This is a genomic window from Kitasatospora cineracea, from assembly GCF_003751605.1.
Taxonomy (GTDB): Bacteria; Actinomycetota; Actinomycetes; order Streptomycetales; family Streptomycetaceae; genus Kitasatospora; species Kitasatospora cineracea.
Genome location: NZ_RJVJ01000001.1, coordinates 4,928,490 through 4,943,310, shown reverse-complemented (window position 1 = coordinate 4,943,310; position 14,821 = coordinate 4,928,490). Strand labels below are relative to the sequence as shown.

General features: G+C 73.8%; 15 protein-coding genes. 8 read left to right on the top strand and 7 right to left on the bottom strand.

Annotated features, from left to right (window positions below):
• Positions 1–35 precede the first annotated feature (35 nt).
• The 3 genes from EDD39_RS22430 to EDD39_RS22420 are packed head-to-tail and all read left to right on the top strand — an operon-like array spanning position 36 to position 2,809.
• Entirely contained in the window at positions 36–860 is an 825-nt protein-coding gene (locus EDD39_RS22430) for an ABC transporter ATP-binding protein (RefSeq protein ID WP_123558673.1), read from the top strand.
• Complete coding sequence (locus EDD39_RS22425; protein WP_123558671.1) at positions 850–1,713, top strand: ABC transporter permease; 864 nt, start codon at positions 850–852, stop codon at positions 1,711–1,713. The genes EDD39_RS22430 and EDD39_RS22425 overlap by 11 nt, the downstream gene beginning before the upstream one ends.
• A 40-nt stretch (positions 1,714–1,753) precedes the next feature.
• Positions 1,754–2,809, top strand: a complete 1,056-nt coding sequence (locus EDD39_RS22420; RefSeq protein WP_123558669.1) for an ABC transporter substrate-binding protein — start codon at positions 1,754–1,756, stop codon at positions 2,807–2,809.
• A gap of 71 nt (positions 2,810–2,880) precedes the next feature.
• Here the strand turns inward: EDD39_RS22420 and EDD39_RS22415 are convergent, their stop codons facing one another.
• From EDD39_RS22415 to EDD39_RS42165, 5 genes are all read right to left on the bottom strand, one after another.
• On the bottom strand, positions 2,881–4,557 hold the full coding sequence (locus tag EDD39_RS22415) for a serine/threonine-protein kinase (protein WP_123558667.1): 1,677 nt from the start codon (positions 4,555–4,557) through the stop codon (positions 2,881–2,883).
• 89 nt (positions 4,558–4,646) lie between these two features.
• A complete protein-coding gene (locus tag EDD39_RS22410) occupies positions 4,647–6,032 on the bottom strand; it encodes a glycosyltransferase family 2 protein (protein WP_123558665.1) in 1,386 nt (461 codons plus the stop codon).
• Positions 6,022–6,171: a hypothetical protein gene (locus EDD39_RS39725; RefSeq protein ID WP_157852458.1), complete on the bottom strand. Its 150-nt coding sequence runs from the start codon at positions 6,169–6,171 to the stop codon at positions 6,022–6,024. The genes EDD39_RS22410 and EDD39_RS39725 overlap by 11 nt, the downstream gene beginning before the upstream one ends.
• 159 nt (positions 6,172–6,330) lie before the next feature.
• The gene (locus EDD39_RS22405; protein ID WP_123558664.1) at positions 6,331–6,999 is read right to left on the bottom strand and encodes a DUF4232 domain-containing protein; all 669 of its coding nucleotides are present in this window, start codon (positions 6,997–6,999) and stop codon (positions 6,331–6,333) included.
• Between the two features lie 203 nt (positions 7,000–7,202).
• A complete protein-coding gene (locus EDD39_RS42165; RefSeq protein ID WP_123558662.1) occupies positions 7,203–7,673 on the bottom strand; it encodes a MarR family transcriptional regulator in 471 nt (156 codons plus the stop codon).
• Between the two features lie 101 nt (positions 7,674–7,774).
• Here EDD39_RS42165 and EDD39_RS22395 point away from each other — a divergent pair, with 101 nt between their 5' ends.
• The 4 genes from EDD39_RS22395 (at position 7,775) to EDD39_RS22380 (ending at position 11,912) form a co-directional block, all read left to right on the top strand.
• Entirely contained in the window at positions 7,775–8,836 is a 1,062-nt protein-coding gene (locus EDD39_RS22395) for an ABC transporter substrate-binding protein (protein WP_244256917.1), read from the top strand.
• Positions 8,837–9,027: 191 nt separating this feature from the next.
• Positions 9,028–10,485 (top strand): APC family permease, encoded by a 1,458-nt coding sequence (locus EDD39_RS22390; RefSeq protein WP_123558658.1) that lies wholly within the window; start codon positions 9,028–9,030, stop codon positions 10,483–10,485.
• Positions 10,482–11,501: an acetamidase/formamidase family protein gene (locus EDD39_RS22385; protein WP_123558656.1), complete on the top strand. Its 1,020-nt coding sequence runs from the start codon at positions 10,482–10,484 to the stop codon at positions 11,499–11,501. Before EDD39_RS22390 ends, EDD39_RS22385 begins: the two co-directional genes overlap by 4 nt.
• 84 nt (positions 11,502–11,585) lie before the next feature.
• Positions 11,586–11,912: a putative quinol monooxygenase gene (locus EDD39_RS22380; protein WP_123558654.1), complete on the top strand. Its 327-nt coding sequence runs from the start codon at positions 11,586–11,588 to the stop codon at positions 11,910–11,912.
• 27 nt (positions 11,913–11,939) lie between these two features.
• On the opposite strand, the gene EDD39_RS22375 is transcribed toward EDD39_RS22380, so the two are convergent.
• Positions 11,940–12,902 (bottom strand): TerC family protein, encoded by a 963-nt coding sequence (locus EDD39_RS22375; protein WP_123558652.1) that lies wholly within the window; start codon positions 12,900–12,902, stop codon positions 11,940–11,942.
• 193 nt (positions 12,903–13,095) lie between these two features.
• Here EDD39_RS22375 and EDD39_RS22370 point away from each other — a divergent pair, with 193 nt between their 5' ends.
• Complete coding sequence (locus tag EDD39_RS22370; protein ID WP_123558650.1) at positions 13,096–14,175, top strand: winged helix DNA-binding domain-containing protein; 1,080 nt, start codon at positions 13,096–13,098, stop codon at positions 14,173–14,175.
• 69 nt (positions 14,176–14,244) lie between these two features.
• Here EDD39_RS22370 and EDD39_RS22365 read toward each other — a convergent pair whose 3' ends face one another.
• Positions 14,245–14,769, bottom strand: a complete 525-nt coding sequence (locus EDD39_RS22365) for an AAA family ATPase (RefSeq protein WP_123558648.1) — start codon at positions 14,767–14,769, stop codon at positions 14,245–14,247.
• Positions 14,770–14,821 lie beyond the last annotated feature (52 nt).

The following is a 14,821-nucleotide window of genomic DNA, read 5'->3' as shown; positions in this document are numbered from 1 at the left end:
GGCGAGGGAGCCGGCCGAGGAGGTAGGTGGTTCACGTGGACCCGCACAAGGCCGGGGCCGTCCCGGCGATCGAGTTGACCGGGGCGACCAAACGCTTCCGGACGCCGTCCGGCGCCCTGCACACCGCCGTCCGGGAGCTCGACCTGACCGTCGCCCCCGGCGAGTTCGTCGCCGTCGTCGGCCCGACGGGGTGCGGCAAGTCCACCACCCTGACCCTGGTCAGCGGCCTGGAGGAGCCCACCGAGGGCGAGGTGCGGGTGTACGGGGAGCCGGTGTCCGGCATCAACGAGCACGTCGGCTTCGTCTTCCAGCAGGACGCCGTGTTCCCGTGGCGCACGGTGCTGTCGAACGTGATGGCGGGGCCCCGGTTCCGCGGCGTGCCGGCCGACCGGGCCCGGGAGAAGGCCCGCGACTGGCTGTCCCGGGTGGGCCTGTCGGCGTTCGAGGACCGCTACCCGCACCAGCTCTCGGGCGGCATGCGCAAGCGGGTCGCGCTGGCCCAGACCTTCGTCAACGACCCGCGGATCCTGCTGATGGACGAGCCGTTTTCGGCGCTGGACGTGCAGACCCGGGCGCTGATGTCGGACCAGCTGCTCGAACTGTGGGCGGGCACCGGCTCCTCGGTGGTCTTCGTGACGCACGACCTGGACGAGGCGATCGCGCTGGCCGACCGGGTGGTGGTGATGACGGCCGGACCGGCCACCGTGAAGGAGGTCTTCACCGTGGATCTGCCGCGGCCGCGCACCGTGGAGGCCGTCCGGCTGGAGCCGCGCTTCGTCGAGCTGTACCGAGAGATCTGGGCCTCGCTGGGCGAAGAGGTCCGGATCACCCGTGAGAGAGGAGCGGGTCGTGCCGCTTGAGACCGCAGCAGTAGCCCCGGCCGCCCCCACCGTCTCCCGCACCGAGGTGCGCGAGCGGGCGGCCCGCAACCGGAAGCTGGGCGTGTACGGGGCCCGGGCCGCCGTGCTGGCCGGGTTCCTCGGGCTGTGGGAGCTGTGCTCCCGGACCGGGGTGATCGACCCGTTCAACTTCTCCCAGCCGTCGAGGATCTGGAACCAGATCTGGCAGTGGGTCACCCACGGCACCGCGCAGGGCTCGCTCGGCGAGCAGATCGGCTACACCCTGTACGAGGCGCTGACCGGCTGGGTGCTGGGCGTGGTCGGCGGCGTGCTGCTGGGCATCGCGCTGGGCCGGATCCGGTTCCTGGCGGACGTGTTCGGCCCGTACATCAAGGTGCTGAACGCGATCCCGCGGATCGTGCTGGCGCCGATCTTCCTGATCTGGTTCGGCCTCGGCCCGGCGTCCAAGGTCGCCTCGGCCGTGGTGCTGGTGTTCTTCCCGGTGTTCTTCAACGCCTTCCAGGGCGCCCGCGAGGTGGACCGCAACCTGGTCGCCAACGCCCGGATCCTGGGCGCCAGCAACCGGAAGGTCACCCTGCAGGTGGTCATCCCCGCCGCCACCACCTGGATCTTCACCAGCCTGCACGTCAGCTTCGGCTTCGCGCTGATCGGCGCGATCGTCGGCGAGTACATCGGCGCCACCAAGGGCCTGGGCCTGATGGTCGCGGCCGCCCAGGGCACCTTCAACGCGGCGGGCGTGTACGCCGCGATGACCATCCTGGCCGTGGTCGCGCTGTTCACCGAGGGACTGCTGACCTTCGCCGAGAAACGCCTGTTCCGCTGGAAGCCGGCCGACGCCGGCGACGGCCGCTGAGACCCACTTCCCCGTTCGTTCAGAGAGGCTCTCCCCCACCATGCGCAGAACCGCTGCCGCCGCCCTCGCCGCCGTCCTCCTGCTGCCGCTGGCCGCCTGTGCCAACGACGCCGCGACCTCGCACAACGGCGCCGCCCCCGCCGGGAAGAAGGTCGACGGCCCCACCGTCAAGATCATGGTCGGCGGCCTGGACAAGGTCATCTACATGCCGGCCATGCTGACCCAGCGGCTGGGCTACTTCGCCGACGCCGGGGTCAACGTCGAGCTGCTGAGCGAGCCGGCCGGCGTCAACGCCACCACCGCGCTGCTGGCCGGCGACGTGCAGGGCGCGGTCGGCTTCTACGACCACACCATCGACCTGCAGGCCAAGGGCAAGATCGTCGAGTCGGTGGTCCAGTTCTCGCAGGCCCCCGGCGAGGTCGAGGTGGTCTCCGCCAAGCAGGCCGACGCGATCAGGTCCGGCGCGGACTTCAAGGGCCGCAAGCTGGGCGTCACCAGCATCGGCTCCTCCACCGACTTCCTCACCAAGTACCTGGCCGTCAAGAACGGCGTCAACGTCAGCGAGTTCAGCCCGATCGCGGTCGGCGCCGGCCAGACCTTCATCGCCGCGCTCCAGCAGGGCTCGATCGACGCCGGCATGACCACCGACCCGACGGTGGCCAACATCCTGTCCAAGCAGCTCGGCACCGTGCTGTACGACATGCGCACCCCCGAGGGCTCGAAGGCGGCGCTCGGCGGCCTCTACCCGTCCTCCTCGCTGTACATGAACACGGCGTGGGTGGACGGCAACAAGGAGACCGTCCAGAAGCTCGCCAACGCCTTCGTGAAGACCCTCAAGTGGATGAACACCCACACCCCCGAGGAGATCGCGGCCCAGATGCCCGCCGACTACGCGCAGGGCGGCGCCGCCGAGTACGCGGCCTCGATCAAGGCCACCCTGCCGATGTTCACCACCGACGGCGTGATGCCCGCCGACGGCCCCAAGACCGTGCTGTCGGTGCTGGCCGCCTTCCACCCGGACGTGCAGGGCAAGGAGGCGAGCATCGACCTGGCCAAGACCTACACCACCGAGTTCGTCTCCAAGGCCACCGGCTGACGGCCGGTCGACGCGGCGGCCCCGCCCCCTTCCCGGACAGCGGGGGGCGGGGCCGCCGCCGTGCTCCCGGTTCAGTCGGTGGACTTCACCACCTTGAGGACCTTGCCGGTGGCGCCCGCGGTGAGGTAGCCGCCGCCGCTGCCCTGGTCGTCGGAGAGGTAGTAGCGGATGGTGATCTCGTCCGCGAACCAGCCGTAGTCGACGAGCAGGTAGCGGTCCGTCGGCTGCGGGACGGCGAGCCGGCTCTTGGCGGTGGCGGTGACCGTCGGGAGCTGGTCCCAGTCGATCCGGCCGAGGTCGACGAGCTTCTTGGCGCTGATGCTGTCGATGACGCCGCCGGCCGTGGTGGTGAGCTTCCCGGCGCGGTAGTCGACGGTGTCGTAGCGTGCCGGGTTGTCCTTGCGCACCACTTTGGCGTGGGCGTTGTCGGAACGGACCGTCATGTCGATGATCGTGGAGCTGCCGGTGCTCGACCGGATCGACTCGACCAGCGCCCGGGCACCGTCCGGGGTCAGCAGGTCGGTGCCGGAGGCGGGCGCGCCGGCGCCGGTGCCGCCCTTGGACGGCGCGGCGGAGGACGGCGCGGCGGACGGCTTGGCGGGCGGCACCGCCCCGGCGGTCGCGGGGGCCGTCGCGGGGACGGAGGCCCCGGCCGCGGGCGGGTCCTCGCCCCCCTTCCCGTCGAACAGCTTCGGCCCGAACGCCCACCCGAGCAGCCCGACCGCCGCCGCCACCGCGACCGCCGCGGTCAGCACCGCCCCGGTCCGCCGCCGCGGGCCCGGGCCCGGGCGCACCGTCTCGGTCGGGGTGTGCGGGACGGTGCCGTTGGTCTCGGTCCGGCTGTACGGGGGCGGGGAGTTGGTCTCGGTCGGCGAGAAGGCCGGGCTGCCGCCGAGGGTGCCGTCGACGCCCTGTTCGGCGGCGGCGAACAGCCGGTCGAGGCGGGCGGCGTCGGGCCGGTCGGCCGGGTCGCGGGCCAGCAGCGCGGTGAGGGTGGGGCCGAGCGGGCCGGAGCGGACCGGCGGCGGCAGCGGCTGGTCGAGGACGGCCGCGAGGGTGGCGATGCTGTTGGCGCGGCGCAGCGGGTGGTGGCCCTCGACGGCGACGTACAGCGTCATGCCGAGCGACCACAGGTCGGAGGCGGGGTCGCCCTCGTGACCGCGGATGCGTTCGGGGGCGATGTACTCGGGCGAGCCGATCAGCGCGCCGGTGGCGGTGAGGCTGGTGGACTCGCTGAGCGCGGCGATGCCGAAGTCGGTGAGCACGGGCGTGCCGTCGGTGCGCAGCAGGACGTTGCCGGGTTTGACGTCGCGGTGCTGGATGCCGGCCGCGTGCGCGGCGGTGAGCGCGGCGAGCAGGCCGCGGCCGATCCGGGCGGCCTCCGGCGGGGAGAGCGGGCCGCGGGTGATCCGGTCGTGCAGGGAGCCGCCGGAGACGAGCTCCATCACCAGCCAGGGGTGGGCGAGTTCGGCGTTGTCGACGATGTGGTGGATGGTCACCACGTTGGGGTGCTGCAGCCGGGCGAGGGCCTGGGCCTCGCGCAGCACGCGTTCGCGCAGTTCGTGGGCGGCGGCGGGGTCGGCGGCGAGCATCGCCGGGTCCGGCGGGCGGACCTCCTTGAGCGCGACCTCGCGCTGCAGCATGGTGTCCCGGGCCCGCCAGACCAGTCCCATTCCGCCGCCGCCGAGCCGCGCCAGCAACTCGAAGCGGCCGTCGATCAGTTGGCCGCCCGGCCCGGCTGTCGTCATGGCGCACATCGTAGGGGTCGGCGCCGACGGTGTTCGAACGCGGCCGGGCGGGGCGGGCGGTGCCGACACGAACGGTACGGGCGGTGCGGCTACCGCCGGGCCGCGGCGGGGGCGAGCGCCACCTCGGGGCCGTGCTGGCGGGTGCCCCAGCCGGTGCGCAGGCAGGTGAGGGCGGCGTACCAGCGCAGCGGGCGCAGCACCGTCCAGGACCAGGCGGCGGCGAGCGGGGTGAGGGCCCAGGTGGCGAGTTGGGAGCGGACGGGCTGGTCGGAGCGGCGGACGGTGAGGTAGCGCAGGGTCTGTCCGGCGACGATCAGCGGGGGGACGGCGAGCAGGGCGGGCGGGAGGACGGTGCCGGTGCGCCAGGTGTGGGTGAGCAGCAGGGCGGCGGTGGCGGTGGCGGCGAGGTGCTGGTACCAGCGCAGGACCTGGACGAGCAGGGCGGGGTGGCCGAGCGGCAGGTAGCGCACCCGCCACAGCGAGCGGATGGTGGAGCCGCGCATCCAGCGCAGGTACTGGCGCAGGTGGTGGCCGACGTTCTCGGGCATGACGGAGAAGACGACCGCCGAGGGTTGTTGGACGACGCGGCCGCGTCGCAGGGCGTAGAAGGTGAGCAGGGAGTCGTCGGAGAAGGTGACGGGCCGTCCGGCGAAGGTCTCGCCGAGGTACTGCTCGCGGTGGTCGGTGAGCAGGTCGGCGCGGTAGGCGGCGAGGCTGCCGGAGCAGACCATGACGGCGCCGAGCGGGGAGAGCGCGGAGCGGTCGACGAGCTGGTTGGTGACGTACCAGAGGTCGGTGATCCGGCTGATCAGGCCGTGCCGGTTGTTGTGCGCGAGGACGACTCCGGCGACGGCCTGGACCTTCGGGTCGGCGAGGGGCTGGAGCAGTTCGTGCAGGGCGTGCGGGTCGAGGTGGGCGTCGGAGTCGACGGTGACCAGGACGTCGGCGCCGGGGCAGTGCGCGGCGGCGGCGACCTGGGCGGCGCGCTTGCCGCGGTTGGGCCGGCGCTGCCAGGTGGCGCGGACGCCGGCCCGGGCGGCGGCGGCGAGCCACTCGGTCCGCAGGTCCGCGTACCCGGTGGTGGAGCCGTCGTCGACGACGTGCGCGGACTGCGGGGGGCGGGTCTGGGTGAGCAGCGAGTGCAGGGCGGTGCGCAGGTAGCCGGGGTCCTCGTTGTAGAGCGGGACGAGGACGGCGACGTCGAGCCGGTCGAGGGCGCGCTGCTGGGCGGGGGTGGCCCGGACGGGGCGTTCGGCGAGGTAGAGGCCGGTCTGGACGGCGAGCGCCAGGGCCAGCGGGGCCCACGCCCAGTCCGCCCAGCCGCCGCCGGTGCCGGTGGCGGCGGCCCAGGCGCGCAGCCCGTAGCCGGTGGCGACCAGGGCGGCGACGGACAGGGCGGCGACGGCCGCGAGCAGGGCCGCGGGCCGGTGCCGCCAGGCCGTCAGCGCGGCGGGCGCCGGGTGCTCAGCGTCCACGGCGGAAGCCGAACCGGACGCAGAGCACGCCGAGCGCGACCAGGACGGCCGCGACCGCGATCATCCACCACCCGGCGACGGTGAGTCCGCCGAGCACGAGCACGCCCGCGCCGGTCTTCGCCAACTGGTTCTGGTACATCCCGGGCCTCCGCGGATCAGGGGTGGACGAACGATCTGTCCACCGTCTCCCGGGGGCCCGGGTGACGCACCGTCAGCAGGCGGAACGGGTGAGCGGGGTGCCGCCGGCCGGGCGTGGCGGCGGCGGTCGGACGGGGGCCGGGCGGCGGTCGGGCGGCGGTCAGGCGGCGGTCTCGAAGGGGCCGACGGTGAGGTCGCCGCAGACGTTGAGGGTGCCGTTGTCGACGCCGCCGGTGACCGGGACCTGGGACTGCTGGGTGGTGTCGGGCAGGATCACCGCGAGCTTGGAGCCCTGGACGGCGCAGACCAGGCGGCCGGAGGCGCTGCCCTGGAGGTTGACGTCGCTGTAGATCAGCGGGGCGGCGGCGGACTTGCCGGGCTGCAGGGTGACGGCAGCGGCGTTGGCGCCGCCCTGGCGGACGGCGTCCAGCGGGCCGGCCTTGCCCTCGTCGTCGGTGAGCCGGACGCCCGGGAAGCCGGTCAGCGTGCAGGGCTTGCCGGAGGTGTTCTGGGCCCGGACCTCGGCCCGGGCGGGCTGCTGCTCGCCGGCCCGGCCGGCCGGGCCGGTCACGGTGAGCTTGACGTCCTGGGCGGTGCACTTGGTGCCGCCGCCGGCCTTGGGCGAGGCGGCGGTGCCGGTGCCGCCGGTGCTGCCGGCCGGGCTCGCCGCCGTGCCGCCGGCCGGGGCCGCGGCGGTGCCGGACGCCGGGGCCGCCGCGCTGGTCGGGGCGGTCGCGGTGGTGGCGGCGTCGTCGTTGCAGGCGGTCAGGCCCAGCCCGGCGAGGAGGGCGACGGCGGCAGTGGCGGTCAGACGGGTGGCGGTGCGCATGGCGGTGTACCTCGGGTGGGGTCGGAGGAGCGGCCCGGAACGGACCGGAAACTTTCTTGACCCAGTTCTATCCGGTCATGATCCACAGCCGTGTCCGTCGGTTGTCACAGCCGCGTCACAGCGCCCCGTACAACGGGACGTCAGGGCCCGAATCGGGCGTACCGCACCGGTGTTGAGCCGGGGTCGGCCCGGCGGGAGGGGGTTCAGAGCGCGGCGAGGCGGGCCAGCGGGCCAGCCGTCGCGACGGGGAGGTCGCAGGCGGCGCGGACGGCGCTGTCGTGGGCGGCGGCGAGGGCGTCGAGGCGGGCCAGGCGGGTGCGGCCCGCGCGGGAGAGGTGGGCGGTGATCCGGCGGCGGTCGTGCTCGTCGTGGCGGCGGTAGACCTGGCCGGTGTCGGCGAGGGAGTCGACCAGGCGGCTGAGGCTGGCCTGCGGAATCAGCAGGGACTGCGCGAGTTCGCCCATCGGGTGGCCCTGTCCGTCGGCGAGGGCGCGCAGCACCCGCCACTGGTCGACGGTGCAGTCCTCCTCGGCGAGGGCGGCGGCCAGTCCGGTGGTGAGGCGGCGGTGGGCGAGCGCGACGAGTTCGACCAGCAGCGGCGCCGGGGCGGCCTCCCCGCCCGCGGCGGCCTGCCGGCCGACGGCGTCCTCCCGCGTGGCGCTGTCCGCGGACATCCGGCCTCCCGTTCCGATCCCCTGCCGTGACCCGGAGGGGTTTCCCGGGGTCCGGCGGCACGACCATACTCGCACCGGCGGGGAACGCGTGAGGACGGGTGATGCTGGACGTCAGGCTGGTCGATCCGCTCGACGCGCTGCACCTCGGACGGGAGGGCGGCGCGTTCCGGGTGGGCCTCGTCGTGCCGCAGTCCGGGACGCTCGGGCTGACCGGCCCGTCCGCGCTGGACGGCGCGCTGCTGGCCGCGCACGAGGTGAACGCGCGCGGCGGGGTGCGGGGCCGGCCGCTGGAACTGGTGCTGGTGGACGGGGGCGGGGCACCGCAGCCGGTGGCCGCCGAGGTGCGCGGGCTGCTGGCGGCGGGCGCGCTGGACGCGCTGGCGGGCTGCCACACCAGCGACGTGCACCGGGCGGTGGAGGCGGTGGCCGCCGAGCGGATCGCGTACGTGTTCACGCCGCCGCACGAGGGCGGCTCGCGGCGGCCCGGGGTGCTCTGCACCGGCATCGCCCCGACGGCCCAACTCGGTTCGGCCATGCAGGAATTGACGGATCGTCACGGTCTGCGCCGGTGGGCGCTGATCGGCAACGACTACATCTGGCCGCGCACCGTGCACCGGGCCGCCGCCCGGCTGGCGGCCGGGGCGGGAGCCCGGGTGGTGCTGGAGCGCCGGGTGGCGTTCGGGGCGGTGGAGCGGGCGGTCGAGCCGCTGCTGGACGGGCTGCGCGCCGCCCGGGCGGACGCGCTGCTGCTCAGCCTGATCGGGCGCGACCAGGTGGTGTTCCACCGGGCGCTGCGGCGCAGCGGCCTGGACCGCCGACTGGTGCGGCTGTCCGGCGCGCTGGAGGAGAACGGCCTGCTGGCGCTGGGCGGCGACGGCACCGGGACGCTGTACGCGGCGATGCCCTCGTTCGCCACCCTGGCCGAGGAGCCGCGCCAGTCGCTGGCCGAGCGCCACCGGGCGCTGTGCGGCCCGTGGGCGCCGGTGCTGGACGCGTACGCGGTGGGCCTGTACGACGGCCTGCACCTGCTGGCGGGACTGGCCGCCCGCCGCGCGCTGGAGCCGTCCGGGCTGGCCCGGGCGGCGGCCCCGCTGCTGCGGGCCGGGCGGCGGACGGTGCACCTGGCCCGGGCCGAGGGGCCGGGCTTCGCCGTCCTGCCCTGAGCCCCCTCCCTGAGCCACCCCTCCCCGAACCGCCCCGCGCACCGCACCGTCCTGCACCGCACCGTCCTGCCCCGGGCCGTCCGTGACCGTGCGCAGCGGATCCCGCACGTCGAGAAAACCCTTCCATCTGGAAATACTTGGCCCTACAGTCTCCCCCACACCCGCTGGGCCGTCACGGAGAGGGGTCACCCATGGCCGACACACCCGCGCCGCAGGGCATCGAGAGCTACGGCTACCAACAGGAGTTGCGCCGCTCCCTGACCTTCACCGACCTGCTGGTCTACGGGTTGGTGTTCATGGTGCCGATCGCGCCGTTCGGCATCTTCGGCGGCGTCTTCCAGGGTTCCGGCGGCATGGTCGCGCTGGCGTACGCGCTGGGCATGGTGGCGATGATGTTCACCGCGCTGTCGTACGCGCAGATGTCCCGGGCGTTCCCGATGGCGGGCTCGGTGTACACCTACGCGGGGCGCGGGATCGGCGCGCCGGTGGGCTTCCTGTCCGGGTGGATGATCCTGCTGGACTACGTGCTGGTGCCGGGCCTGCTGTACCTGATCGCCGGGGTGGCGATGAACTCGCTGGTGTCCTCGGTGCCGGTGTGGCTGTGGGTGGTCGGGTTCGTGCTGCTGAACACCGCCGTCAACTACCTGGGCATCGAGACCACCGCCCGGGTCAACAAGGCGGTGCTGGTCGGCGAACTGGTGGTGCTGGCGCTGTTCGTGGTGGTCGGCGTGGTCGCGCTGGCGAACGGCAAGGGCCGGGGCTTCGACTTCACGCCGCTGTACGACGGGCACACCTTCTCCTGGAGCCTGGCGTTCGGCGCGGTGTCGATCGCGGTGCTCAGCTTCCTCGGCTTCGACGGCATCTCCACCCTCTCGGAGGAGAACCGGGACTCGACGAAGGCCATCGGCCGGTCGATGGTGGCGGCGCTGCTGCTGGCGGGCACCCTGTTCATCGTGCAGACCTGGGTGGCCTCGCTGCTGGTGACCGACCCGGACGCGCTGATCCGCGACGGCGACCCGGGCGGCACCGCGTTCTACGACGCCGCGCGCACCGCGGCCGGCGGCTGGCTGGCCACCCTGACCGCCGCCGCGACGGCGGTGGCCTGGGGCTTCGCCAACTCGCTGGTGGCGCAGGCCGCGACCAGCCGGCTGCTGTTCGCCATGGCCCGCGACCGCCAGCTGCCGTCCTTCCTGGCCAAGGTCCACCCGACCCGCCGGGTGCCGGTCAACGCGACCCTGCTGACCGCCGGCGTCTCGCTGGTGCTCGGCCTCTACATGACCTCCCGGGACGACGGCATCACGCTGCTCAGCACCCTGGTCAACTTCGGCGCGCTGACCACCTTCCTGGTGCTGCACGTCGCCGTGGTGGTGCACTACCTGGTGCGCAACCGCAGCAGGGACTACTGGCGGCACCTGATCGCCCCGGTGATCGGCTTCGCCGTCCTGGCGTACGTGGTCGTCAACGCGAACATCGCGGCGCAGCGGCTGGGCTTCGTCTGGCTGCTGGTCGGCGCGGTGGTGCTGACCGGGCTGGTCGTCACCGGCCGCACCCCCAGACTGTCCGTCGTCGAGAACCCCACCGTCGAGAACCCCGCCGTCGAGAACCCCGCCACCGCCGCGGGCCCCGCCGTCCCCGAGGAGCAGCAGTGACCCTGCCCGAGACCGTCCGCCTCTCCCCCGGCCCGGAGAACTGGGCCTACACCTTCGGCGGGCGCGCCCCGCTGACGACGGTTCAGCCCGGCAGCATCGTGGAGCTGACCACCGAGGACTGCTTCGGCGGCAAGGTGCGCGGCGTGGACGACCTGCCCAGCCGGGTGTGCGCGTTCCCGTACCTCAACCCGGTGACCGGGCCGATCGCGGTGGCGGGCGCCGAGCCGGGGGACGTGCTGGCGGTGCACTTCGTGGAGATCACCCCGGCCCGGGACCGCGGTTTCTCCAGCACCTTCCCGCACTTCGGGGCGCTGACCGCCACCCATCAGACCGCGATGCTGCACCCGGCGCTGGAGGAGCGGGTCTGGGTGTACGACCTGGACGTGGCCGCGGGCCTGTGCCACTTCCGGGCCCGGAACTCCGACTTCGCGGTGGCGCTGCCGCTGGACCCGATGCACGGCACGGTCGGCGTGGCCCCGGCGGCCGGCGAGGTGCTGGCCTCGATCACGCCGGGCGCGCACGGCGGCAACCTGGACACGCCCGAGATGCGGGCCGGCACCACCGCGTACTTCGGCGTGAACGTGGACGGCGCCCTGCTGGCGATCGGCGACGGGCACGCCCGGCAGGGCGAGGGCGAGGTGTGCGGGACGGCCGTGGAGGCGGCGATGCGCACCACCGTCATCGTCGACCTGGTCAAGGGCGGCGGCCCGGCCTGGCCCCGGCTGGAGAGCGACGACCACCTGATCAGCACCGGCTCGGCCCGCCCGCTGGAGGACGCGTTCCGGATCAGCCAGCACGACCTGGTCGGCTGGACGGCCGACCTGCTCGGCCTGGACCAGCTGGACGCCTACCAGCTGGTCAGCCAGGCCGGGTTGGCCCCGGCGGCGAACGTCTGCGACACCAACTACACGATGGCCGCCAAGCTGCCGAAGTCCGTCCTCGGCCGGGTCCGGGCGTACGACGGCCTGCACGAGCGGCTGCGCGCGACCGCGGCGGCGTACCTGCGGCACCGGTGACGCACCGGGGGCGGGGGATCTGCGATCGTTGCAGGTGAAGGCACACGCGTGCGTGTGCGCACCCACCGCAGAGGAGCAGCAGCCGTGATCTTCATCGCCGTGAAGTTCACCGTCCGGCCCGAGCACAGCGGGAGCTGGATCGAGCGGGTCGAGGAGTTCACCTCCTCGACCCGCGCCGAGGAGGGCAACGTCTTCTTCGAGTGGTCCCGCAGCGTCGACGACCCGCACCAGTACGTGCTGCTGGAGGCGTTCCGGGACGGCGAGGCGGGCGCCCGGCACGTCGAGTCGGAGCACTTCAAGACCGCGATGGCCTGGATGCCGGACTTCATCTCCCGGACCCCGGAGATCGTCAACGTCGAGGTCCCGGGCACCGGCTGGAACGCGATGGCCGAGCTCAGCCCGCGCGGCTGAGCCTTCCGGGCGGCGCCTGACCCCGCATCAGGCGTCGGCCGCCCGGTCCTGCTTCCGGGAGGCCAGCAGGCTGGCGACGGTGGTGACGGCCAGCACCACCACGATGAAGCCCAGCGAGAACGCGATGCCGATCTCCGGCACGTGCACGCCGCTCTCGTGCAGCGCGTGCAGGATCAGCTTGACGCCGATGAAGCCGAGGATGACCGACAGCCCGTAGGACAGGTAGACCAGCCTGGTCAGCAGGCCGCCGATCAGGAAGTACAGCTGGCGCAGGCCCATCAGCGCGAAGGCGTTGGCGGTGAAGACGATGTACGCGTCCTGGGTGAGCCCGAAGATCGCCGGGATCGAGTCCAGCGCGAACAGCATGTCGGTGGTGCCGATCGCCAGCATGACGGTCGTCATCGGCGTCATCAGCCGCCTGCCGTCGATCCGGACGAACAGCTTGGTGCCGTGGTACTCGTTCGTGGACGGCACCCGCTTCTTGACCATCCGCAGCAGCCGGCCCTCCTCGAACTCCTCCTCGGTCTTGTCCTGCCCGGCCTCCCGCAGCAGTTTGACGGCCGTCCAGACCAGGAACGCGCCGAAGACGTAGAACACCCAGGAGAACTCGGCGACCAGCGCGGCGCCGCCCGCGATGAAGACCGCCCGCAGCACCAGGGCGATGATCACGCCGAACATCAGCACCCACTGCTGGTAGATCCGCGGCACCGCGAACTTGCCCATGATCAGGATGAACACGAACAGGTTGTCCACGCTGAGCGACTTCTCGGTGACGTACCCGGCGAAGAACTCCACCCCGGACTTCGATCCGGCGTACCACCAGACGAAGCCGCCGAACAGGCCCGCCAGCACCACCCACACGGCGGTCCAGACCCCGGCCTCCTTGATCGAGACCTCGTGCGGCTTGCGCCCCCCGATGAAGAAGTCGGCCACGATCAGCGCGACCAGCACCGCGATGGTGCCGGCCCACAGGCCCGCGGACACGTCCATGGCTGCTCTCCCCGGTATCCCGTCGTCCCGTCGGAAAACCCCATCCTGACCGGCCGCAACCGCCCCACCCGCACGACACACCCGGCCGGGCCCTCCGCCGGTGGACGGCGGCCATTGCGGACGGAAAGTGGCCGCTGCGGCCCCTAGCGTGGCGGCAGGCCCCACCGCCCACCGACGGGAGAACCCGCACCGCATGAACGACGTGCTGTCCGTCCGCACCCTGAACCGGACGCTGCTGGAGCGGCAGTTCCTCACCGAACGGACCGGGCTCGGCGTGCCCGGCGTGGTGGAGCGGCTGGTCGCGCTGCAGGCGCAGGAACCGAACTGGCCCTACCTGGGGCTGTGGGCCCGGATCGAGGGGTTCCGGCGCGAGCGGCTGGCCGAGCTGCTCGCGGACGGGCGGATGGTGCGGGCGGCGTCGCTGCGCAGCACCCAGCACCTGTCCGGCGGGGCGGACTACCGGCGCTGGCGGCCGCTGCTGCAGCCGGTGCTGGAACGCACCTCGCGGGCCGGCTACTTCACCCCGGCCACCGACGGCCTCGACCTGGACGCGCTGGCGGCGGTCGGCCGGGAGCTGCTGGCCGGGCGGCGGCTCTCCCGGCAGGAGCTCGCCACCGAACTGGGCGCCCGCTACCCCGGGCGGGACGGGAAGCTGCTGGCGGGCGCGGTGCAGCTGCGGGTGCCGGTGGTGCACGGGCCGGACAGCTCCGCCTGGGGCGGCTGGAGCCCCCGGACGAACACCTCGCTGACCCTCGCCGAGCCGCGCCCCGGCGAGCTCTCGGCGGGCGCGGCGGTGCTCCGCTACCTGGCGGCGTTCGGCCCGGCCGGGGTGAAGGACTTCCAGGCCTGGTCCGGGCTGACCCGGATGCGGGCGGTGTTCGAGGAGCTGCGGCCCGGGCTGCGGGTGCACCGCGACGAGCGCGGCACCGAGCTGTTCGACCTGCCGGACGCGGCGCCCGCCGACCCGGACCGGCCCGTCCCGGTGCGCTTCCTGCCCGCGTACGACAACCTGCTGCTCGGGCACGCGGACCGCACCCGGGTGCTCGCCGAGCCGGACCGGCCACGGGTGATGCCGGGCGCGGCCCGGGTGCTGCCGACCTTCCTGCTGGACGGCTTCGTCGCGGGCACCTGGGCGGTGAAGGGCACGGAGCTGCTGGTCACCCCGTTCCGCCCACTGCCGGACGGCGCCACCGGGCAGGTGGCGGCGGAGGCCGACCGGCTGGCGGCGTTCCTCGGCCCCGGGCAGCGGGTGGTGTTCACGGCGGCCGGCTGACCCGGGCGGCGCGGAAGCCGGCGGGCGCGGTACGGACCCGGTCGACGACGGGCTCAACCAAGGGCGGGCTCAACCGAGGACGGACTCCGCGATCCGCCGGGCGGCCTGGTGGGGCGTCAGGTGCGTGGTGTCGACGACCTCCGCCGCCTCGTGCAGCCAGCCCCGGGCCGCCTCCGCGTACGGCTCCAGGTACCTGAGCCGGAACGGGGAGTCCGGCCCGGTGACGGTGTCCCCCGCGATGCGTCCGCGCAGCGTCTCCCGGTCGGCGTGCAGCACGAAGTGCCGCACCGGGATGCCGTGTCCGGCCAGGCCCGCGGCGATCTCCCGCCAGTACTCCTCCACCAGCACGGTCATCGGCACCACCAGCGTGCCGCCGGTGTACTCCAGCACCCGCCGGGCGGTCTCCACCACCAGCGGCCGCCACGGCGGCCAGTGCTGGAAGTTGTCCGTCGCCGGGAGCCCCGGCGAGATGTCCATCAGCGTCTCGCCGACCTTCTCCGCGTCGAACACCCGCGAGTCCGGGAGCAGCCGCTGCACCAGCGCGCTCGTCGTGGTCTTGCCCGCCCCGTGGGTGCCGTTCAGCCATACGATCACCCGCCCAGGCTAGGGCCCGCCCCCCGGTCCGGTCGGACGGGCCCCGGCCGGG